Source organism: Mycobacterium sp. NPDC004974, assembly GCF_053600815.1.
On the sequence record NZ_JBSGAQ010000001.1, the window covers coordinates 340,018 to 361,117 of the forward strand.

The 21,100-nt window shown below is 66.8% G+C and carries 17 protein-coding genes; 13 read left to right on the forward strand and 4 right to left on the reverse strand.

The window, feature by feature from the left end; genetic code table 11:
- Positions 1 to 27: 27 nt before the first annotated feature.
- From ACWEFV_RS01675 to ACWEFV_RS01695, 5 genes are all read left to right on the forward strand, one after another.
- Positions 28 to 612, forward strand: a complete 585-nt coding sequence (locus ACWEFV_RS01675; RefSeq protein WP_450068851.1) for a TetR family transcriptional regulator — start codon at positions 28 to 30, stop codon at positions 610 to 612.
- 16 nt (positions 613 to 628) lie between these two features.
- A complete protein-coding gene (map, locus tag ACWEFV_RS01680) occupies positions 629 to 1,486 on the forward strand; it encodes a type I methionyl aminopeptidase (protein ID WP_450068852.1) in 858 nt (285 codons plus the stop codon).
- 10 nt (positions 1,487 to 1,496) lie between these two features.
- A complete protein-coding gene (locus ACWEFV_RS01685; protein ID WP_450068853.1) occupies positions 1,497 to 2,996 on the forward strand; it encodes a cobyric acid synthase in 1,500 nt (499 codons plus the stop codon).
- 9 nt (positions 2,997 to 3,005) lie between these two features.
- Entirely contained in the window at positions 3,006 to 3,680 is a 675-nt protein-coding gene (locus ACWEFV_RS01690) for a hypothetical protein (protein WP_450068854.1), read from the forward strand.
- A 63-nt stretch (positions 3,681 to 3,743) separates the two neighbouring features.
- Complete coding sequence (locus ACWEFV_RS01695; protein WP_135453716.1) at positions 3,744 to 4,307, forward strand: alpha/beta fold hydrolase; 564 nt, start codon at positions 3,744 to 3,746, stop codon at positions 4,305 to 4,307.
- An 81-nt stretch (positions 4,308 to 4,388) separates the two neighbouring features.
- Here the strand turns inward: ACWEFV_RS01695 and ngg are convergent, their stop codons facing one another.
- Both ngg and ACWEFV_RS01705 read right to left on the reverse strand, forming a co-directional pair.
- Positions 4,389 to 6,176, reverse strand: coding sequence for an N-acetylglutaminylglutamine synthetase (gene ngg, locus ACWEFV_RS01700; RefSeq protein ID WP_450068855.1), 1,788 nt, complete (start codon positions 6,174 to 6,176; stop codon positions 4,389 to 4,391).
- The gene (locus ACWEFV_RS01705; RefSeq protein WP_450068856.1) at positions 6,173 to 7,978 is read right to left on the reverse strand and encodes an N-acetylglutaminylglutamine amidotransferase; all 1,806 of its coding nucleotides are present in this window, start codon (positions 7,976 to 7,978) and stop codon (positions 6,173 to 6,175) included. Before ACWEFV_RS01705 ends, ngg begins: the two co-directional genes overlap by 4 nt.
- Before the next feature lie 97 nt (positions 7,979 to 8,075).
- On the opposite strand from ACWEFV_RS01705, the gene ACWEFV_RS01710 reads away from it, so the two are divergent.
- Positions 8,076 to 11,399, forward strand: a complete 3,324-nt coding sequence (locus ACWEFV_RS01710; protein WP_450068857.1) for a DEAD/DEAH box helicase — start codon at positions 8,076 to 8,078, stop codon at positions 11,397 to 11,399.
- Here ACWEFV_RS01710 and ACWEFV_RS01715 read toward each other — a convergent pair whose 3' ends face one another.
- Entirely contained in the window at positions 11,400 to 12,989 is a 1,590-nt protein-coding gene (locus tag ACWEFV_RS01715; RefSeq protein WP_450068858.1) for an amino acid permease, read from the reverse strand.
- A gap of 189 nt (positions 12,990 to 13,178) precedes the next feature.
- Here ACWEFV_RS01715 and ACWEFV_RS01720 point away from each other — a divergent pair, with 189 nt between their 5' ends.
- From ACWEFV_RS01720 to ACWEFV_RS01750, 7 genes are read left to right on the forward strand one after another with little or no spacing between them, the layout of a single operon-like run.
- A complete protein-coding gene (locus tag ACWEFV_RS01720; RefSeq protein WP_450068859.1) occupies positions 13,179 to 14,546 on the forward strand; it encodes a glutamine synthetase family protein in 1,368 nt (455 codons plus the stop codon).
- A 1-nt stretch (position 14,547) separates the two neighbouring features.
- Positions 14,548 to 15,291, forward strand: a complete 744-nt coding sequence (locus ACWEFV_RS01725; RefSeq protein WP_450069250.1) for a gamma-glutamyl-gamma-aminobutyrate hydrolase family protein — start codon at positions 14,548 to 14,550, stop codon at positions 15,289 to 15,291.
- A complete protein-coding gene (locus ACWEFV_RS01730) occupies positions 15,288 to 16,667 on the forward strand; it encodes an aldehyde dehydrogenase family protein (protein ID WP_450068860.1) in 1,380 nt (459 codons plus the stop codon). Before ACWEFV_RS01725 ends, ACWEFV_RS01730 begins: the two co-directional genes overlap by 4 nt.
- Complete coding sequence (locus ACWEFV_RS01735) at positions 16,667 to 17,440, forward strand: 3-oxoacyl-ACP reductase (protein WP_135453722.1); 774 nt, start codon at positions 16,667 to 16,669, stop codon at positions 17,438 to 17,440. Before ACWEFV_RS01730 ends, ACWEFV_RS01735 begins: the two co-directional genes overlap by 1 nt.
- A 17-nt stretch (positions 17,441 to 17,457) precedes the next feature.
- Complete coding sequence (locus ACWEFV_RS01740; protein ID WP_135453723.1) at positions 17,458 to 18,222, forward strand: FadR/GntR family transcriptional regulator; 765 nt, start codon at positions 17,458 to 17,460, stop codon at positions 18,220 to 18,222.
- Positions 18,223 to 18,231: 9 nt separating this feature from the next.
- A complete protein-coding gene (locus ACWEFV_RS01745; protein WP_450068861.1) occupies positions 18,232 to 18,561 on the forward strand; it encodes an ArsR/SmtB family transcription factor in 330 nt (109 codons plus the stop codon).
- A gap of 56 nt (positions 18,562 to 18,617) precedes the next feature.
- Complete coding sequence (locus tag ACWEFV_RS01750) at positions 18,618 to 19,718, forward strand: HoxN/HupN/NixA family nickel/cobalt transporter (protein ID WP_450068862.1); 1,101 nt, start codon at positions 18,618 to 18,620, stop codon at positions 19,716 to 19,718.
- Here the strand turns inward: ACWEFV_RS01750 and mtr are convergent.
- On the reverse strand, positions 19,715 to 21,100 hold the full coding sequence (gene mtr, locus ACWEFV_RS01755) for a mycothione reductase (protein WP_450068863.1): 1,386 nt from the start codon (positions 21,098 to 21,100) through the stop codon (positions 19,715 to 19,717). The genes ACWEFV_RS01750 and mtr overlap by 4 nt on opposite strands.

Sequence of the window (21,100 nt, forward strand, 5' to 3'; positions counted from 1 at the left end):
CAAATGAGACGTAGTCTCATACGGGAAATGGCCGAACCGATTCCCCTGAACATCCGCAAGCGCCGGGCCACCCGCGACCGGATCGCCGCATGCGCCGCGACGCTCGTGGCAGCCGACGGGCTGGCCGCAACCACGGTGGAGCGGATCGCCGCCGAGGCCGAGGTCGGCCGGGCCACCTTCTTCCGGTACTTCTCCTCCAAGGAGGACGCCGTCGCCGACGGGATGACCAGGCACTGGCTGGATGTCATCACCGCGCAACTGGCAGCCCAGCCCAGCGGATTGTCGGCGCGCGACGCCGTGGTGGCCGCGTTCCGTGACCTCGGCGACGGTTTCGACGCCATCAGCGATCAGGTGCGTGAGCTGGCCATTCTGACCCGGTCATCGCCGGCGCTGAACGCGTGGACACTGCAGATCTACGTCGGCTACGAGACGGCGATCGCCGAGCTGGTGGCCCCCAGATTCGCCGACCTGACCCCGAACGACGCCCGGCCGCGGCTCATCGGCGCGCTGGCGATGGCGTCGGTGCGCATCGCCCTGGACGACTGGCTGCAACATGGCGGATCGCTGCCGCAGCGGGTGGGCGCGGCGCTGGGGGCGTTGTCGGTGGGCTGACGATTAAGCTGTCCACATGCCAGTTCGTACCGCCCTGAGCCCCGGCGTGCTCTCACCGACCCTGATGGTTCCCAAGTCGATCCCACGACCGGAGTACGCCTGGCAGCCCACTGTGCGCGAGGGCAGCGAACCTTGGGTGCAGACCCCTGAGGTGATCGAGAAGATGCGCGTCGCGGGTCAGATCGCGGCGGCGGCGCTGGCCGAGGCGGGCAAGGCCGTGGCCCCCGGCGTCACCACTGACGAACTGGACCGCATCGCCCACGAGTACATGATCGATCACGGTGCCTACCCATCGACCCTGGGGTACAAGGGGTTTCCCAAATCCTGCTGCACCTCGCTGAATGAGGTGATCTGCCACGGCATCCCGGACTCGACCGTGATCGAAGACGGCGACATCGTGAACATCGACGTCACCGCCTACATCGACGGAGTGCACGGCGACACCAACGCCACCTTCCTGGCCGGCGACGTCTCCGAGGAACACCGGTTGCTCGTCGAGCGCACCCACGAGGCGACCATGCGGGCCATCAAGGCGGTCAAACCCGGGCGCGCGCTGTCGATCGTGGGCCGGGTCATCGAGGCCTACGCAAACCGGTTCGGCTACAACGTCGTCCGTGATTTCACCGGCCACGGCATCGGCACCACGTTCCACAACGGGCTGGTGGTGCTGCACTACGATCAGCCTGCGGTCGAGACCGTGCTGGAACCGGGCATGACCTTCACCATCGAACCGATGATCAATCTCGGGTCGCTGGACTACGAGATCTGGGACGACGACTGGACCGTGGTGACCAAAGACCGCAAGTGGACCGCTCAGTTCGAGCACACACTCGTGGTCACCGACGACGGCGCTGACATCCTCACGCTGCCGTGAACAACGCACCGTGAGCGGAGCGCTGCTGGTCGCCGGGACGACCTCGGACGCCGGTAAGTCGATGGTGGTGGCGGGGCTGTGTCGGCTTCTTGCCCGCAAGGGCCTGTCCGTGGCGCCGTTCAAGGCGCAGAACATGTCGAACAACTCGGCGGTCACCGTCGACGGCGGAGAGATCGGCCGCGCCCAGGCCATGCAGGCCCGTGCCGCCGGGCTGGCGCCCAGCACCCGGTTCAACCCGATCCTGCTCAAGCCGGGCGGGGACCGAACCTCGCAGCTGGTGATCCGCGGACAAGTGGCCGGAACCGTCGCCGCGGGCGACTACTTCACCCACCGGGACCGGCTCGCGACGGTCGTCGCCGAGGAATTGGCCTCACTGAGATCTGAATTCGACGTGGTGATCTGTGAGGGCGCGGGCTCGCCGGCCGAGATCAATCTGCGCGCCACTGACCTGGCCAACATGGGGCTGGCCCGCGCCGCGGACTTGCCGGTGGTCGTGGTGGGCGACATCGACCGCGGCGGCCTGCTGGCCCACCTGCATGGCACCGTGGCCGTCCTGGAGCCCGAGGACCAGGCGCTCATCGCGGGATTCATCGTCAACAAGTTCCGCGGTGACCCCGCCCTGCTGGAACCCGGATTGCGCCAGCTCCAGGATCTGACCGGCCGCCCCACCTACGGGGTGGTCCCATTCGACGACGGAATCTGGCTCGACACAGAAGATTCCGTGTCGGTCCGGCCGGGAGGCGTGGTGGGGACCCCGCAAGCGCCCCGTGGCGCGCAGACGCTCACCGTCGCTGCCATCAGACTGCCCCGCATCTCCAACTCCACCGACATCGAGGCACTGGCATGTGAACCCGGAGTCCTGGTGCGGTGGGTCGCCGATGCCGCCGATCTCGCCGGCGCGGACCTCGTGGTGATCCCCGGCAGCAAGGCCACCGTGAACGATCTGGCCTGGTTGCGCCAACGCGGACTGGCCGAGGCGATCCTCACGCACGCCGCGCAGGGCCGGCCCGTGCTCGGTGTGTGTGGTGGGTTCCAGATGCTGTGCCGTCGCATCGACGACGCGGTCGAATCCTCAAGCTCGGAATCCGTCGAGGGCTTGGGTCTGCTGGACGCCGATATCGAGTTCGCCGCCGAGAAGACCCTCCGGCATTGGGAAAAGCCCTTGTGGGGCTACGAGATTCATCACGGCCAGGTGACCCGCGCGGCGGCCGATGACTGGCTCGGGGTGGGGCTGCGCCACGGCGCGGTCTACGGCACCCACTGGCACGGTCTGCTCGACAACGATCGGTTGCGCGGGGCCTGGCTCACCGAGATCGCTGACAGCGCCGGCCGTGGCGGGTTCGTGGTGGCCGGAGACACCGACGTGCAGGGGCGCCGCGATGCGCAGCTTGACCTGATGGCCGACCTGCTGGCAGCCCATCTCGACATCGGGGCCGTGATGGACCTCGTGGAGCACGGGCCGCCACCGCGGCCCACTATGAGCACTGCGCTCGTCGGCCCACCTCGGTAACCTGGGCAGATGACTCGATGCCATCGATGGGTGGCAGCTCCGGCCGGCCTGCTCGCCATGCTCGTGGTGTCCGGCTGCGCGCCGGTGATCGTCGGCACGCCCACCTGGCCGGGCGCCACCCTGGAGAAGGTGTTGCTGACACCCGCCGACTTCCCGCCCGGCGTGCAGGTCGATCGCGTCACCGACGATGGCGCAGGGCCGGGCGGTCCGGGCGGCCCGCCACCGATGCTATCCACCCCGGTCGGCTGCAGCGACGGGCTGACGAGGGTGATCGCCGAATCGGCCGAGCGGGGCCCGGGCAGCGCCGCGCAGATCATCGCCGCCTACGACGGGGCGCGGATGGTGCTGACCGTGATGGCCTCGCCGCTGCCGCTGGACAGGTTGGCGGCCACGGCAGAGCGATGCGCCCAGTTCTCCACCTACTTCGATCCGGCGGACAAGGGCATCCCGATGACCACCACCAAGCTGACCGCACCGCGTGCGTCAGCGTTGGCTTATCAGCAGACGATGCAGCTGGGCGGTAGGGCACAGAGCATCTTCTTCGCCTTCGAAAATGTCGGCAACTGGGCTGTTTTCGGAATTGCATTCCCCACGCAGGATCCGTCGATTGTCGCCAAAGGTGCATTGCCGCAGACATTTCTGGACGTTTTCGGTACCCAGGCCGAGCGGCTTGCCTCTCACTGACGCGGGCGTCAAGACAATGTTGATTCCGGCCCGCCCGTCGCTACTGGACGGTAGTTTGGCCGAATGCTTACCACCGTCGCGACGATCGACGGATTCACCACACCCGTCGACGTCTCGGGCCCCGAGAAGGGTTCCACCGTGGTAGTGCTGAGCGCCGGCCACCACGGCCCGGCCGCATACGAGCCGATCTGCCGGCGCCTGCACACCGCGTCACTGCGCACGGTGATCATCGGTCCGGATCCACGGCTGACCGCCAAGTCGGTGGTCGGCATTCTCGATTCGCTCAACATCAAATGGGCGTTGTTGGTCGGCGACCGGCTCGGGGGAGAACTCGCCTGGGAGCTGGCCGCGACCCGGCTGGACAAGTTCATCGGTCTGGTGGTGGTGGATCGTGGCCACCCTCGCGTCGCAGACGCCACGGGGACGATCCGCGACGACGAATGCCCGCCGGTCGAGATGAACACCACCGTGCTCGTCAGCTCTCCCGCGGCCCGCGCCGTCGCCAAGGCCAGCCAGCGCTTTGTGTACGGCGACTTCCGGCTCGTGGAGATAGCGGGACGACGCAACGCCGGTGACTCGACCGCACAGCTCGCGGCCGAGATCGTGCTGCGCACCAGCAGTTGGTGACGGCCCAGGCCTGCCTTCGCGCGAGCGCTCAGTCAGCCGCCACTGTGTTGTCGGGTCGGCGGCCTGCCTTCGCGCGAGCGCTCAGTCAGCCGCCTCCGAAGGCGTCCAGGCTTGCGGCAAACCCGGCTGCTGCGGGAACAGGAAATCCACGAATGCCGCGGCCGTGGGCTGCGGCTCATGATTGGCCAGCCCGGGGCGTTCATTGGCCTCGATGAAGACGTACTCGCGGCCCGTGACATCGGGCACCAGCAGGTCGATCCCCGTCACCGGGATACCGATCGCCGCGGCCGCGGTCACCGCAACTCGGCACAATTCGGGATTCACCTCCGCGGTGACATCGTGGATCGTCCCGCCCTGATGCAGATTGGCCGTTCGCCGTACCCGCAGGTGCACCCCCTCGGGCAGCACATCATCGAACGACCAGCCGGCCTCGGCGACCGTTCCCACGGTGACGTCGTCGATCGGGATGCGTGATTCGCCGCCGGTAGCCGCCGCGCGGCGCCGCGATTGCGTCTCGATCAGCTCGCCCACGGTGTGCTTACCGGTGCCGACGATCTCGGCGGGCCTGCGGATCGCCGAGGCCACCACCTTGCCGTCGATGACCACCAGACGAAGATCGTCGCCGGCGGCCCGCTGCTCGATCAGCACCTCCGGGTACTGCTCGCGGGCCCGGTGCAGCGCGGCATCCAGTTCATCGCCGCCATCCACGCCGACGGTGATGCCCTTCCCCTGCTCGCCACGGGTGGGCTTGACCACCACATCTCCGACCTCGGACAGGAAGTCGTGGTCCTCGCGGTCGAAGGTGGCCAGCCTGCCCTTGGGCACCGAGATGCCCGCCTCGGAAACGATCCGACGGGTCTGCCGCTTGTCATCGCAGCGGGCCATCGCCACCGCAGAAGTGAACTCCGACAGCGACTCTCGGGTGATGACTGTGCGCCCGCCGTGGGACAGCCGCATTTCGCCCGCGCCCGCATCGAGCACCTCGACCCGGATCCCGCGACGCATCGCCTCGTCGGCGATGATGCGCGCGTACGGGTTCAGATCGTCCACCGTTTCCGGAGGATGGGTGAACAGCGGCTCGTTGATCGCGTTCTTGCGTTTGACGGCCAGCACCGGGACGCGCTGGAAACCCAGCTTCTCGTACAGCGCGATCGCGGCGGAATTGTCATGGGCCACAGACAGATCCAGGTAGGCCCGGCCCCGCTCGCGGAAGAACCCGGCCAGGGTCCGGGTCAGCGCGTCCCCGACGCCGGGCAGTCCGGCGGCCGGATCCACGGCCAGGCTCCACAGGCTCGACCCGTCCTCGGGGTCGGCGAACAACCGGTTGTGGTCGACGCCGGTGACCGTGCCCACGACGCTGCCGTCGTCGTCGCGTACCGCAACCAGATAGACCACCGCCGGGGTCAGGGTGTGGTTGTGCCAGATGACGTCGACGGGTGCGGGCACCATCCCACACCGGACGTACACGCGGTTCATCGCGTCGGCGTCGCTCGGCGTCTGCAGGGTGCGCACGGTGAACCCGACGGGTTCGGCGGCGGTGAATTCGTCGGTGAACCGCAGCCGGTAGGTGTGGCTCGGATCGATGAACAGCTCAGCGGGGGAGCGGGCGATCAGCACGTGCGATTCGCGGGCGTAGATGCAGATGTCCCGCCGGCCGGGCCCCTCCTGCTGCAACACCTCGGCAAGCTGCTCGGGATCGGCGAAGGTCTGTCCGAAAATCAGCCGTCCCCAGCCTAATTCGAGCACCACATCATCGGCCATGGCATCGATGAGGTGCTGCGGTGAGGCATCGTGCAGGCTGAGCGTGATCGCCTCGGTGTGGTCGGACCCCAATGAGGCTTCCGACGAGTCATGGTCAGTGGCGGTCACGCCGCAGCCCCCGTCACCCCGTGGCGCTGCAACCACAACTCGAGCAGCGCGATCTGCCACAACTCATTGCCGCGCAGCGGGGTCAGCCTGCCGTTCGGGTCGGCGAGTAGACGGTCGACGGCCTCGGGGCGAAACAGACCGCGCTCCTTGGCTTCCGGTGCATACAGCGCGTCGCGGACCATATCCAGGTACGGCCCCTCGAGGTGGGTCAGCGCCGGGACGGGGAAGTAGCCCTTCGGGCGATCGATCACCGCTGCCGGAATCACCCGGCGCGCAGCCTGTTTGAGCACACCTTTGCCCCCGTGTGCGGTCTTCAGGCCCGGCGGACAGGTGGCGGCCAACTCGACGAGTTCGTGATCGAGGAACGGCACCCGGCCTTCCAGGCCCCACGCCATGGTCATGTTGTCGACCCGCTTGACCGGATCGTCGACCAGCATCACGGTGGTATCCAGACGCAACGCCCGGTCCACGCCGGTCTGTGCGCCCGCCGCGGCGAAATGATCGCTGACGAACACCCCGCTGGGATCGCCGTCGGCCCGGTAACCCTCGCTGATCAGCGCGCTCACCCCGGTGCTGTCACGGTCGAAGAACGCGCCGCGGTAGCTGGCCACAGCGCCGTGGAGGTCGGCCGCGCCCGGTTCGGCCATCGGCGGATACCAGTGATACCCGGCGAAAACCTCGTCGGCGCCCTGGCCGGACTGGACCACCTTGACGTGCTTGGCCACTTCCTGGCTCAGCAGGTAGAAGGCCACGCAGTCATGGCTGACCATTGGTTCGCTCATCGCCGCGATCGCACCGTCGAGGGCGGGCAGCATGCGGTCGGTGCCGATGCGGATCTGGTGATGGTCGGTTTCGAAATGCTCGGCGATGATGTCGGAGTACTTGAACTCGTCACCGGCCACCCCGCCGACGGACTCGAAACCGATCGAGAAGGTGGACAGGCCGTGCTGGCCGGCCTCGGCGAGCAGTCCGACGATCAGACTGGAATCGACGCCGCCGGACAGCAGGCATCCGACGGGCACGTCAGCCACCAGCCGGCGCTCGACCGCGCGCCGCAGCGACTCCAGTACCGCGTCCTCCCAGTCCTTTTCCGACCAGTCGGCCCGGTCGGCGTGCCGGGTGAAGTCCGGCGACCAGTAGACCGTGGTGTGCCGGCTGCCGTCCGGTTCGATCGCGACCACCGACGCGGGCGGCACCTTCTTGATGCCCTGCAGGATGGTCAACGGGGGCGGCACCACCGAATGGAACGTCAGGTAGTGGTGCAGCGCGATCGGATCGATCCGGGTGTCGACGCCACCGGCAGCCAGCAGGGCGGGCAGCGATGACGCGAACCGGATCCGGTGGGTGTCCTCGGTGATGTAGAGCGGCTTGACGCCCAGCCGATCGCGGCCCAGCAGCACCCGGCCGGTGTCGCGCTCGACGATCGCGAAGGCGAACATCCCCATCAGGTGCTCGACGAACCGGTCGCCCCAGTGGTGATAGGCCTTCAGCAACACCTCGGTATCGCTGTGGGAGAAGAACCGGTAACCGTGTCCGGACAGTTCCCGGCGCAGCTCCTGGTAGTTGTAGATGCAGCCGTTCCAGCAAACGGTCAACCCGAGTTCGGGATCGACCATGGGCTGGGCGCCCGCTTCGGTCAGGTCAATGATTTTCAGGCGGCGGTGACCCAGTGCGACCCGGCCTTGCGACCACACACCGGCCGCGTCCGGACCCCTGGGTGCCATCGCGTCTGCCATGGCCGACACCGCTGAAATATCCGGTGTCCGGCCATCGAGACGCACCTCCCCGGCGGCTCCACACATCAGTTCGACCCTACACAGGATCCGGCGGCGGCGCGTCACCCGCGGTGTGTCGGGGGTGTGACCGGGACATGTCGGAGCGTGGCCCTATTCTCCTCACATGAGGCCTGGATTCGGCTTCGGGATAGCCCGTGACGAGCTGATTCGTGATTTCGGCGCGCAGTCGACCGTGCGGGGTGAACGCTATGCCGCCGAGGGTCGGATCCGTGACATCGAGTTCGATGACGGCGAGCGTCTGCTTCGCGGACGGTGTGTCGGTTCGCATGGTCAGCTGTACGTCCTTGAGGTCGGCCTGTCGCCGGGAAGCCGGGCTGTTGTCGAGTGGGCATTGTGTTCGTGCCCCGTGGGGTCGTTCTGCAAACATGCGGTCGCCCTGGTTCTGACGGCCGCACCCCAGGACCCGGCCCACTCGCCGGTGGAGCGATGGCGCTATGTGCTCGACAAAGTGCTCGACGAGGTCGCCGTTCCCGACGGCGGCGGCAAACCGATCGCGCTGGAATTCTCGATCGGTGCCCCGACCCGCTACCGCCCGGGCACCCTGCTGATGCTGCGCCCGCTGTCCCTGGGGAAACGGGGCACCTGGATCAGCCGGGCACTGACCTGGCGGCGCCTCGTGGACTACCCGGACCCGGGCGAGTTCGACCGCGACCAGTACCGGGCCGTGCGGGCGCTGCTGTCGGAGATCGTGCGGTACTCCCCGCCGCACGGCAGCGAGGGGATGGTGCTCAACGGAATGCCTGCCACGCTGTGGTCCCGGCTCGACGAGGTGCTGGATGCGGGAGTGACCATCTTGGCCGACACCGCGAGTGGCATCCGGGCGGTCGAGTTGGTCAAGAACGTTCACCTCCGGCTGGACTTCGCGGCCGAGGGCGGTGGTGCCGTGATGTCGGTGGCACTGATCGTCGACGGGCAGGACAGCGACCCCGACGGCGTCGCGCTGATCGGGATGCCGGCTCCGCACGGGATGTTTCAGATCGCCGATTCGGTGCTGCGCCTGGGCGCCTTCGACCCGGTGCCGGGACGCACCATGGCCGAGATGCTGGGCCATCACGAGCAGGTGCACATCCCGGCCGACATGGCGCGCGAACTCGCGGTCGACATCCTGCCGCGCCTGGCCAGCAGCGTGGACATGGAGGTCGCCGACGGCCTGTTCGTCCCGCCGGCCATCACGGGCCCGATGCCCGCGCTGACGGTCAAGGCCGTCGACGGCGGCGCGCGGGTGTTCTGGAGTACGCGCTACCAGGTCAACGATCAGCATCACGACTTCGACCCGATGTCTTCGGCCGGGTTGATCGGATACCGTGACGCCACTGCCGAACAGGCGCTCTGGCAGCGGGTGCTGCCCGCGTTGCAGGCGGTCGCAGCCGCCGCGCAGGACTGGAAACGTCAAGCGGCGCAACATGTCAACCGCCGGATAACCACGACGCTCGACACCGACGCTGTCCATGAGTTGCGAGCCATCGTCAATGCCCAGAGCGCCCTGGACGCGGTCGCGGTGGCGTCGCAGCGCACATTGCTGGGCGGGGTGACTCTCACCCTCGTGGAGGCCGCGGTGCTGTGTGATCAGACCCTGCCGCAGCTGGACTGTTTCGCGGACCTGACGGTCGACGCCGATGACCGGTACCGGGCCGCCGGCGCCGATCCGGTGCTGTCGTTCTCGGGTGACACCTCGGTTCCGGGGGACTGGTTCAACCTGAACATCACGGTGAGCGTGGACGGCGAGACAGTGGCGCTGCCCGAGCTCATCCGCGAATTGAGCACTGGTGCAACGCACATGCTGTTGCCTTCCGGCATGTACTTCCGGCTGGACACGCCCGAGCTGGCCCGGTTGAGAGCCTTGCTCGACGAGGCGCGTGCGCTCGGCGAGATCGACGGGGACCGGGTCAATGCCGCGTCGATGAACATCACGCTGTGGGACGAACTGCTCGAGCTCGGTGTCGTCGACGAGCAGCTCGCCCGGTGGCGGGCCAACCTGGCGCGTCTGGCAGCGGCGCGTCCTCCGGTGCCCGTCGACCCGCCCGCGGGGCTCGACGCCGAATTGCGCGACTACCAGCGAGATGGACTGGGCTGGCTTTCGTTCCTGTGGGACAACGGGATCGGCGGGGTGCTCGCCGACGACATGGGCCTGGGAAAGACCGTGCAGACGTTGGCTCTCATCGAGCGTGCCGTGGCCGGCGGCGCAGGCAGGTTCCTGGTCGTGGCGCCGACCAGCGTGGCGCGCAACTGGGTGGCCGAATGCCGCAAGTTCACCCCGGGACTGAACGCGGTGGTGGTCACCTCGACCAATGCACGGGCAGCCGTCGGACTGGCCGAACAGGTGGCCGAGGCGGATATCGTGGTCACCTCCTACACGCTGCTGCGCATGGATGTTGCCGCGTACTCACAAATCCAGTGGGCCGGAATGGTTCTCGACGAAGCGCAGTTCGTGAAGAACCACCACAGCAAGACCCATCAGGCCGCGCGGCTGCTCGACGTGCCGTTCAAGTTGGCCATCACCGGCACCCCGATGGAGAACAACCTGATGGAGCTGTGGTCACTGCTGTCGATCACGGTGCCCGGGCTGTTCCCGTCGCCGAAGGTGTTCGAGACGTATTTCCGCAAGCCGATCGAATCGGGTGCCGCCGATGATCTGCTGCCGGTGTTGCGCAGGCGGATCAAGCCGGTACTGCTGCGGCGCACGAAAAGTCAGGTGGTCAGCGAGCTGCCGCCGAAGAGCGAACAGGTGCTCACCATCGGACTGGGCGCCAAACATCGCAAGATCTACGACACGCGGCTGGCCCGGGAACGGCAGAAGGTACTGGGGCTGCTGGGGGACTGGGAGAAGAACCGGTTCCAGATCTTCCGGTCGCTGACCTTGCTGCGCCAACTCAGCCTGCACCCGGGTTTGGTCGACGACTCCGCTCGCGCGGTGGGGTCGGCCAAGATCGACTTCCTCGTCGAACAACTCGATCAGCTGGTCGCCGAGGGGCACAGCGCGCTGGTGTTCAGCCAGTTCACCGGATTCCTCGCCATCGTGCGGGCGCACCTGGATTCCGCGGGTATCGCCTACAGCTACCTGGACGGTTCGGTCGACTCCGACGGAAGAGCCAGAGCCATCGAGGAATTCGGTACGGGAACCAAGCAGGTGTTCCTGATAAGCCTGAAAGCGGGCGGATTCGGGCTGAACCTCACCGCCGCCGACTACTGCTTCCTGTGCGACCCGTGGTGGAGCCCGGCCGCTGAGGCTCAGGCCGTCGACCGGGCCCACCGCATCGGGCAGACCCGGCCGGTCAGCGTCTACCGACTGGTCGCGGAGAACACCATCGAGGAGAAGGTGGTCGCGTTGCAGGACCGCAAGCGGGCACTGTTCGCCGCGGTGGTCGATGACGGGGATCTGTTCGGCTCGACCATCTCCGCGTCCGACATCCGCGAACTGCTCGGGTGATCAGCCCGGCAGTTCGGCGGTCGGGGCGTCGACCTGCTTGATCGGACCGGTGAACCAGTGCTTCACCGACACGTGCCAGTAGATGAACAGCAGCACCAACACGCCGCCGACCAGCAGCGGGGTGTAGTTCACGAACTTCCACTGGAAACTCGGGTCCCACGGCATACCGCCGAGCGAGGTCGGGAACATCGCGATGATCGAGGTGACGATGATCTCGACGATCGCCACCGGCGCCATCCACTTGTACTTGCTGCCGATGTTCCACCGGCCCTGCTCGAAGGAGTCGCCGGTCTTCCACCGGTAGTAGATCGGCACCGCGAAGCACAGGTACAGCCCGACCACGCCGATCGAGACGACGGCATAGAACGCGACCGGTGAGGGCACGTCCACACCGTTGACCGGAATCTTCACCGGCACGATGGCGGGCAGGGTGATGATCGCCGCGATCACCGCGGTGACGATGACGGCGTTGGCGGGCACCCGGCTGGCGCTGACCTTCGACCACAGCTGGTGCCCGGGGACCGCGCGGTCCCGGCTGAATGCGAACAGCATGCGTGAGGCGCTGGTCTGGCAGGCGGTGGTGCAGAACAGCTGACCCGCGGTGGCGATCAGCAGCACGACGCCCGCCCACTTCGATCCGAGCGCCTGGGTGAAGATGGTCGCCACCGCTCCACCGTTGGCCGACACCTCGTCGGAGTTCTGCACGGCAAACAGGAATGACAGCAACAGGATCCAGCCGCCGATCGCCGAGTAGAAGATCGACTGCCAGATCCCCTTCGCGGCGGCATTGGCCGCGCTCTTGGTCTCTTCGGACAGATGCGCCGACGCGTCATATCCGGTGATCGTGTACTGCGTCAGGATCGCCGAGATCGGCAGCACGAACAGCAGGAAGCCCCAACCGGAGGTGGAGCCGGAGAAGATCCCGGAGTTGTTGATGGTCTTGGCGAAAACGTCGGAGGCGCTGGCGTGTTGGTCCGGGAGCAGCCACAGGATGGCGATCACCGCGGTGGCGCCCGCGACGTGCCACCACACCGAGACGTTGTTGATGACGGCCAGCAGGTGTGACGAGAAGATGTTGATCACAGCCGAGACCGCCAGAATGATCAGGAACATGATGAACACCCGGGTCAGGCTGTAGCCGGCCAGCCAGGATTCACTGAACGTTCCCAAAGTGAGGTCCAGGAATGTCGCGCTGCCGTAGGACACCGACGCCAGGATCGCGATCAGGCCGATCAGGTTGAGCCAGCCGGTGTAGAAGCCGGCCTTGGGGCCGCCGAGTTTCGAAGCCCACCAATAGATTCCGCCTGAGGTGGGATACGCGGAGACGAGTTCGGCCAGACAGAATCCGATGATCAGGATGAAGGCCGAGACAATCGGCCAACCCCAGGCGATGGCGGCCGGCCCGCCGTTGTTCCAGCCCAGCCCGAATGAGGTGAAGCAACCGGCCAGGATCGAGATGATCGAGAACGAAATGGCGAAGTTGGAGAATCCCGACCAGGACCGCTGCAGTTCCTGGACGTAACCGAGCTTGGCGAGATGTTGTTCGTCGTCACTGAGGTGTTCGGTGAGTTCTTCGTGCCCCTCGGGCATGGCGGCTCCTCGTGTGCAGGGCGGTGGGCGGTCTGCACACGGACAATAGAACGTTATTGGTCTGCTGTCCTACCTTTTGGGCGTGACAATCATGCTAATTCGGGGCACGATCATGACGTCATCGGCGAGGCAATGGTCGGCTGGACGTCAGGTTGGCCACCGAGTCCCACACGGGCAGGAGGGTGCGCAATGAGCCAGAACCCCGGCATGCTGGCACGGGCCGACCTGGAGCAAATGGTGGCGGCGGGTGAGATCGACACCGTGATCGTCGCCTTCTGCGACATGCAGGGCCGGCTGACCGGCAAGCGGGTTTCCGGCCGGTTGTTCATCGAAGAGGTCGCCGCCCACGGTGCGGAGTGTTGCAACTATTTGCTCGCGGTCGACGTCGACATGAACACCGTCGGCGGCTACTCGATGTCCAGCTGGGACACCGGCTATGGAGACATGGTGATGACGGCCGACTTCAGCACCTTGCGGTTGATTCCGTGGCTGCCCGGCACCGCGCTGGTGATGGCGGATCTGTCATGGCTGGACGGTCGCCCGGTCGAGCAGGCGCCGCGCAGCATCCTCAACCGCCAGATCGACCGGCTGACCGAGCGGAAGCTCGTGCCCTATGTTGGCACCGAGCTCGAATTCATGGTGTTCGACAACACATTCCGGGAGTCCTGGGCCGCGGGCTACCGCAACCTGACACCAGCCACCGACTACAACGTCGACTACGCCATGATGGCGTCCACTCGGATGGAGCCGTTACTGCGCGACATCCGTCTGGGCATGGCGGGCGCCGGCTTGTACTGCGAGGGCGTCAAGGGGGAGTGCAACCTGGGCCAGCAGGAGATCGCGTTCCGCTACGACCATGCCCGCGCCACCTGTGACAACCACACCATCTACAAGAACGGTGCCAAGGAGATCGCCGACCAGCACGGCAAGAGCCTGACGTTCATGGCGAAATTCGATGAACGCGAGGGCAACAGCTGTCACATCCATATCTCGCTGCGTGGCGAGGACGGGTCACCGGTCTTCGCCGACGAGTCCGGCCCGCACGGGATGTCGCCCATGTTCCGCAGCTTCATCGCCGGCCAGCTGGCCACGCTGCGCGAGCTGACTCTGCTCTACGCACCGAACATCAACTCCTACAAGAGGTTTGCCGACGGCAGCTTCGCCCCCACCGCCATCGCCTGGGGCATGGACAACCGAACCTGCGCGTTGCGCGTGGTTGGTCATGGGTCCGGTATGCGGGTGGAATGCCGGGCGCCCGGCGGCGACGTCAACCAGTACCTGGCCGTGTCGGCGCTGATCGCGGGCGGCCTGTACGGCATCGATCACGAGCTGGAACTTCCCGACCCGCTGCCGGGGAATGCCTATGCCAGTGGGGCGCAACGGCTGCCGACCACTCTGGCCGAGGCGGCAGAGCTGTTCGCGAAGTCCGAGGTGGCGCGCACGGCGTTCGGGGACGACGTCGTCGAGCATTACCTGAACAATGCGCGGATCGAGTTGGCCGCCTTCAATTCCGCGGTGACCGACTGGGAAAGGGTGCGTGGCTTTGAGCGGCTCTGATATGGGGGCGCGTCCGATCATCGGCATGACGACCTATCTGCAGCAGGCGCAGACCGGGGTGTGGGATGTGCAGGCGAGCTTCCTGCCGCAGGTCTACTTCGAAGGCGTCACCCGTGCCGGTGGTATTGCGCTGCTGTTGCCGCCGCAGCCGGTGGACGTCGACATCGCCGACCGGGTGCTTGACCGCGTCGACGGTCTGGTGATCACCGGCGGCCCAGATGTGGATCCGCAGCGCTATGGACAGCAGTCACATCCGGCCACCAACGAGCCGGCCGCCGAGCGTGACGCCTGGGAGTTCGCGCTGCTGGAAGCCGCACTGCGGCGCGGTATCCCGGTGCTCGGCGTGTGCCGGGGCGCGCAGGTGCTCAACACCGCGCTGGGCGGCACCCTGCACCAGCACCTGCCCGACGTGATCGGGCACACCCATCATCAGAAGGGCAACGCGGTCTTCGGCACCTCGGCCGTACGCACCGTGCCCGACACCAGACTGGCCGATCTGATCGGCGCGACGTCCGACGCGCAGTGCTATCACCACCAGGCGATCGACCGGCTCGGTGAGGGCCTGGTGGTCAGCGCCAGTGACGCCGACGGCGTGATCGAAGCCGTCGAACGTGACCCGGCACTACCCGGTGATGCATTCGTGCTGGGCGTTCAATGGCACCCCGAAGAAAACCTCGATGACCTACGCCTGTTCACCGCCGTGGTGGACGCGGCCAGAACCTATGCGACTGAGAGGGTCTCATGACATCCAGCCACGTCGTCAACCCGGCTACCGAGGAGGTGCTGACCACCGTCGACCTCCTGGACGTGGGTGCCGTCGATGACGCCGTGGCGCGTGCCGCCGTGGCGCAACGGGAATGGGTCCGGCTGGCCCCGGCTGAGCGGGCCGCCGCGCTACGCGCGTTCGCCGCCGTCGTCGACGCCCACATCGAAGACCTCGCCGCCCTGGAGGTGGCCAATTCCGGGCACCCGATCGGGCAGGCCGAGTGGGAGGCCGGGCACGTCCGGGACGTCCTGCAGTTCTACTCGGCCACTCCGGAACGATTGAGCGGCAAGCAGATCCCGGTGGCCGGTGGCTTGGACGTCACGTTCAACGAGCCTCTCGGCGTCGTCGGGGTCATCACGCCGTGGAATTTCCCGATGACCATCGCCGCGTGGGGCTTCGCCCCGGCGCTGGCGGCCGGGAACGCGGTGGTGCTCAAGCCCGCCGAGTGGACCCCGCTGACCACGATCCGGCTCGGTGAGCTGGCCATCGAATCGGGTTTGCCGGCCGGGCTGTTCCAGGTGCTGCCGGGCAAGGGTTCGGTGGTGGGGGAACGGTTCGTCACCCACCCCGGCGTCCGCAAGGTGGTGTTCACCGGATCCACAGAGGTGGGGATGCGGGTGATGGCCGGGGCGGCGGCTCAGGTCAAACGGGTGACGCTGGAGTTGGGTGGCAAGAGCGCCAACATCGTGTTCGACGACTGCGATCTGGAGAAGGCCGCGGCCACCGCTCCGTACGGCGTGTTCGACAACGCCGGGCAGGACTGCTGTGCGCGTAGCCGGATCCTGGTGCAGCGCAGTGTCTACGACCGTTTCATGGAGCTGCTGGAGCCGGCGGTCAAGGGCGTCGCCGTGGGGGACCCCACCGTCCGCGGCACCGAGATGGGGCCGTTGGTGTCACGTCCGCACTGGGAGTCGGTGTCGTCCTACGTTCCCGACGATGCCCCGGTGGCGTTCCGGGGTTCCGCCCCGGACGGTCCCGGGTTCTGGTTCCCGCCAACGGTGTTGACGCCGCAGCGCACCGACCGCGCCGTGACCGACGAGATTTTCGGCCCCGTGGTGACCGTGCTGCCCTTCGACGACGAGGCCGATGCCATCGCATTGGCCAACGACACGCCCTATGGTTTGTCGGGCTCGATCTGGACCGACAATCTCTCGCGCGCACTTCGGGTGTCGCGGGCGGTGGAAGCGGGCAATCTCAGCGTCAATTCGCATTCGTCAGTGCGCTACAACACGCCGTTCGGGGGTTTCAAGCAGTCCGGACTGGGGCGCGAGTTGGGACCCGACGCACCACTGTTTTTCACCGAAACCAAGAATGTCTTCTTCGCCATTGAAGATCGAGCAGAGGAGTCCAATTAATGGATCTGACCCAGCGACTGGCCGGCAAGGTTGCCGTCATCACCGGTGGTGCCAGCGGCATCGGCCTGGCCACCGGACGGCGGCTGCGTGCCGAGGGCGCCACGATCGTGGTGGGCGATATCGACCCCGTCGCGGGCGAGGCCGCCGCCGAGGAACTCGACGGATTGTTCGTCGGCGTTGATGTGTCCGACCAGGATGCTGTCGATCAGCTCTTCGACACTGCGGCAGCGACATTCGGTTCGGTCGATATCGCGTTCAACAACGCCGGGATCTCGCCCCCCGAAGATGATCTGATCGAGACCACCGAGCTGCCGGCGTGGCAGCGGGTGCAGGACATCAACCTGAAATCGGTTTACCTGTCCTGCCGGGCGGCGCTGCGCCACATGGTGCCCGCGGGCAAGGGCTCGATCATCAACACCGCGTCGTTCGTGGCGGTGATGGGTTCGGCCACCTCCCAGATCTCCTACACCGCCTCCAAAGGCGGCGTGCTGGCGATGTCGCGCGAACTCGGGGTGCAGTACGCCCGGCAGGGAATCCGGGTCAATGCCCTGTGCCCCGGCCCCGTGAACACCCCGTTGCTGCAGGAGTTGTTCGCCAAGGATCCCGAGCGTGCCGCGCGACGGCTGGTGCACATCCCGTTGGGCCGTTTCGCCGAGCCCGAGGAGTTGGCCGCCGCGGTGGCGTTCCTGGCCAGTGACGACTCGTCGTTCATCACAGGTTCGACTTTCCTGGTCGACGGCGGGATCAGCTCCGCGTACGTGACACCGCTGTGACACCCTGATAGCTCGCCATGACAGCTGAACCGGATCCACAGCAGCCGACCGCCGCGGGGCCTGATTCGCGGCTCGCCGCGGAGGCGGCCGCGGGTGCACTGCTGCGCCCGGTCCGGCTGGGCAACGCCTTCGAGGACACCGTCGGCCGGTTGTTGGAGACGATTCGGCTGGGGGTCCTGGGGCCCGGGGAGTCGTTGCCGCCCGAGCGTGAGCTGGCCGCCCGGCTGGGGGTCAGCCGCGACACGGTCCGGGAGGCGATCAAATCGCTGGCCGACGCCGGTTACCTGGTGTCCAAACGGGGGCGGTACGGCGGCACCTTCCTGGCCGAGGAACTTCCCCGGCATACCGCCGACGGGCCGAGGCCGACGCGCGAGGAGATCGATGACGCGTTGCGGTTGCGCGAGATCCTGGAGGTCGGAGCGGCGCGGATGGCGGCCGGCCGCACCCTGAGCGCGGCCGAGCGCGACGGGCTCTGGTCGCGACTGGCAGACGTCCGCGCCGCCGAACCCGACGATTACCGCCGGCTGGATTCGCGGTTGCACCTGGCCATCGCCGAGGCGGCGGGGTCCCCGTCCCTGGTGCCCCTGGTCGCCGAGAACCGGATGCGGCTCAACGCCCTGCTGGATCAGATCCCGCTGCTGCCGCGCAACATCGCCCACTCCGACGAACAGCACGAGGCGATCGTGATGGCGATCCTGGCCGGTGACAGTGAGCGGGCCGCCGCGGCCATGCTGGCCCATGTCGGGGGATCGTCGGCCTTGCTGCACGGCTTTCTGGATTAGATTCGTACCGTGGACCAGCACGGTAAAGAGGTCCAGGTCGAGCGCGCGTCATCGGCCCTGGCCGATGTCGACACCTCGGGGTGGGCGCAGCGCTTCGATCTGCTGTCCGACCCGCACCGGCTGGAGATCCTGCTCGGTCTGCACCGGGCGCCGGGTATCTGTGTCAGCGATCTGGCCACGGCCCTGGGCCGTTCGGAGAACGCGGTGTCCCAGGCGTTGCGGGTACTTCGGGATCAGGGCTGGGTCACCTCAACCCGGGTCGGCCGCACCGTGAATTACCGCCTCGACGATGAGACGGTGCATGACCTGCTGCACTGGATCGGAGCGCGGCACGGCTGAAACCGTGTTCATCTGTTCATCTGGACAGATATATGGCGCAGTCTTAGGCTCGATAAATGACCACCGGCGCGGTTCCCGACGTGACTACGACGAAGCCGCAGCCATTCGACCGCGCCGATTGGACTTCGATCGCGATGGTCGCCGCGGTCGTGTTGCTGTTGCACGTATTCGGTTGGGGCGTGCTGATTTTCGGGGTTGCGCCGCAACACATCACGCTGGGATCGGCCGGGGTGTTCGGGGTCGGACTCGGTGTCACCGCCTACCTGTTGGGCGTGCGGCACGCCTTCGACGCCGACCACATCGCCGTCATCGACAACACCACCCGCAAACTCGTCGGTGAGGGCACGCGATCGCTCTCGGCGGGATTCTGGTTCTCGCTGGGGCATTCCAGCGTGGTGTTCGGGCTGGCCCTGCTGCTGGCGTTCGGAGTTCATGCGCTGGCCGGGCCGGTGCAGAATGAGGATTCGCCGATGTTGGAGACCCTCGGGCTGATCGGGTCGGTGGTGGCCGGGACGTTCCTCATTCTGATCGGCCTGACGAATCTGTTCGCCGTCGTCGGGATCGCCAAGATCTTCCGCGCCATGCGTGGTGGACAGTTCGACGAGGCCGAGCTCGAACGTCAACTTCAACAGCGGGGCTTCCTGGCACGTCTGCTCGGCCGGTTCATGCGGCGGGTGAGCCAGCCGTGGCACCTGTACCCGGTCGGCTTTCTGATGGGCCTGGGCTTCGACACCGCCACGCAGGTGGCACTGCTGGTGCTGGCCGCGGGTGCGGCAGCCTTCACGTTGCCCTGGTACGCCATCCTCGTGCTCCCGGTGCTCTTCGCGGCGGGGATGAGTCTGTTCGACACCGTGGACGGAATCTTCATGTCGCGGGCCTACGGCTGGGCATTCCTGCAGCCGGTCCGGAAGGTCTATTACAACCTGACGGTCACCGTGTTGTCGGTCATCGTGGCGCTGGTGATCGGCGTCATCGTCCTCGCCGGCCTGCTGGTCGAGCGACTGGGCATCACCACGGGTCCGCTGGCATTCATCGGTTCGGCGGACCTGGAGTTCGTCGGATTCGCGATCGTCGGGCTTTTTGTATTGAGCTGGATTGTGGCCCTGGGGATCTGGCGGTTCGGCCGGATCGAGGAGCGGTGGGCCGCGCGGGCCTAGTCGGTCAGGCCCAATAGCGCGTTCTCGATCACCTCGGCCAGTGCCGGGTGGATCCAGTACTGGCCGCGGGCAACTTCTTCGGCGGTCTGCCCGAAGCTCATCGCCTGGATCAACGGCTGGATGATCGAGGAGGCCTGGTAGCCCATGATGTGGGCGCCGAGAATCCTGCCGGTGTCGCGATCGCCGATCAGCTTGACGATGCCGGTGGTGTCCTCCATCGCCCAGCCGTAGGCGGTGTCGCCGTAGGCCTGGATCTTGGTGACGAAGTCGTAGCCCTCGTCGCGGGCCTGCTCCTCGGTCAACCCGACCATGGCGATCTGCGGTTCGGTGAACACGGCCGACGGCACGAAGCGGTGATCGCTGCGCATCATCGCGTCGGTGTCGTCCCAGTCGTGCAGGAGGTTCTCCTTGACCACCCGTGACTCGTGGTTGGCCACATGCTTGAGCTGATACTCCGAGGACACGTCGCCGAGGGCGAAAACGCCACGCGCCGTGGTGCGTTGGTATTCGTCGACGATGACCAGACCGTCCTCGTCGACCTCCACCCCGGCGAGCTCGGCGTCGAGCAGATCCCCGTTGGGGACCCGGCCGGTGGCCACCAGCAGCATGTCGGCGGGCAGCGTCTTGCCGTCGTCGAGGTCCAGAACGATCTGGTCGCCCTCGTGGTGTGACCCGATCACGTTCTCATGGGTCCGTAGGTCCCACTTCTCGGCGGCCAGCGCGGTGAACTGCCGGCAGATCGTCTCGTCGCAATGGCTGAGCAGACAGTCACCACGCACCACGATGGTGACCCGCACGCCCAACGCCGAGAACACATGGGCGAACTCGGCAGCGACGAACCCGCCGCCGACGATCACCAGGTGTTCGGGCAGTTCGGGGATACGCATGATGTCGTCGCTGGTGTAGTACGTGACGCCGCAATCCAGGATGGCCGGCGGGACGTAGGCGCGGGATCCGGCAGCGATCACCACCTGATCGCTGCTGAATTCGTCACCGGCCTCGGTGCGCAGCGTGTAGCGACCGTCGGCGGTCTTGGGTCCGAACCGGGTGTGGCTGGCGTACACCGTGATGTGCTGGTCGTTGCGGCGGTAGTCCTCGCCGCCGGCGGCGATCGGGTCGATCCGGCCGAAGACCCGCGCGACGATGTCGGGCCAGCGCACCTTGTCGATGTGGGAATCGATGCCGTAGTTGGCGCTGGCACGGATCGTGTCCGCCACGTCGGCGGCGTAGACGAACATCTTGGTCGGGATGCAGCCGACGTTCAGGCAGGTGCCGCCGAACGTGCCCTGCTCGCAGATCGCGACTTTCTTGCCGGCGTAGCGCTCGTCGAGAATGCTGTTGCCCGAGCCGGTGCCGATGATCGTGAGGTCGTAATGCTCCAT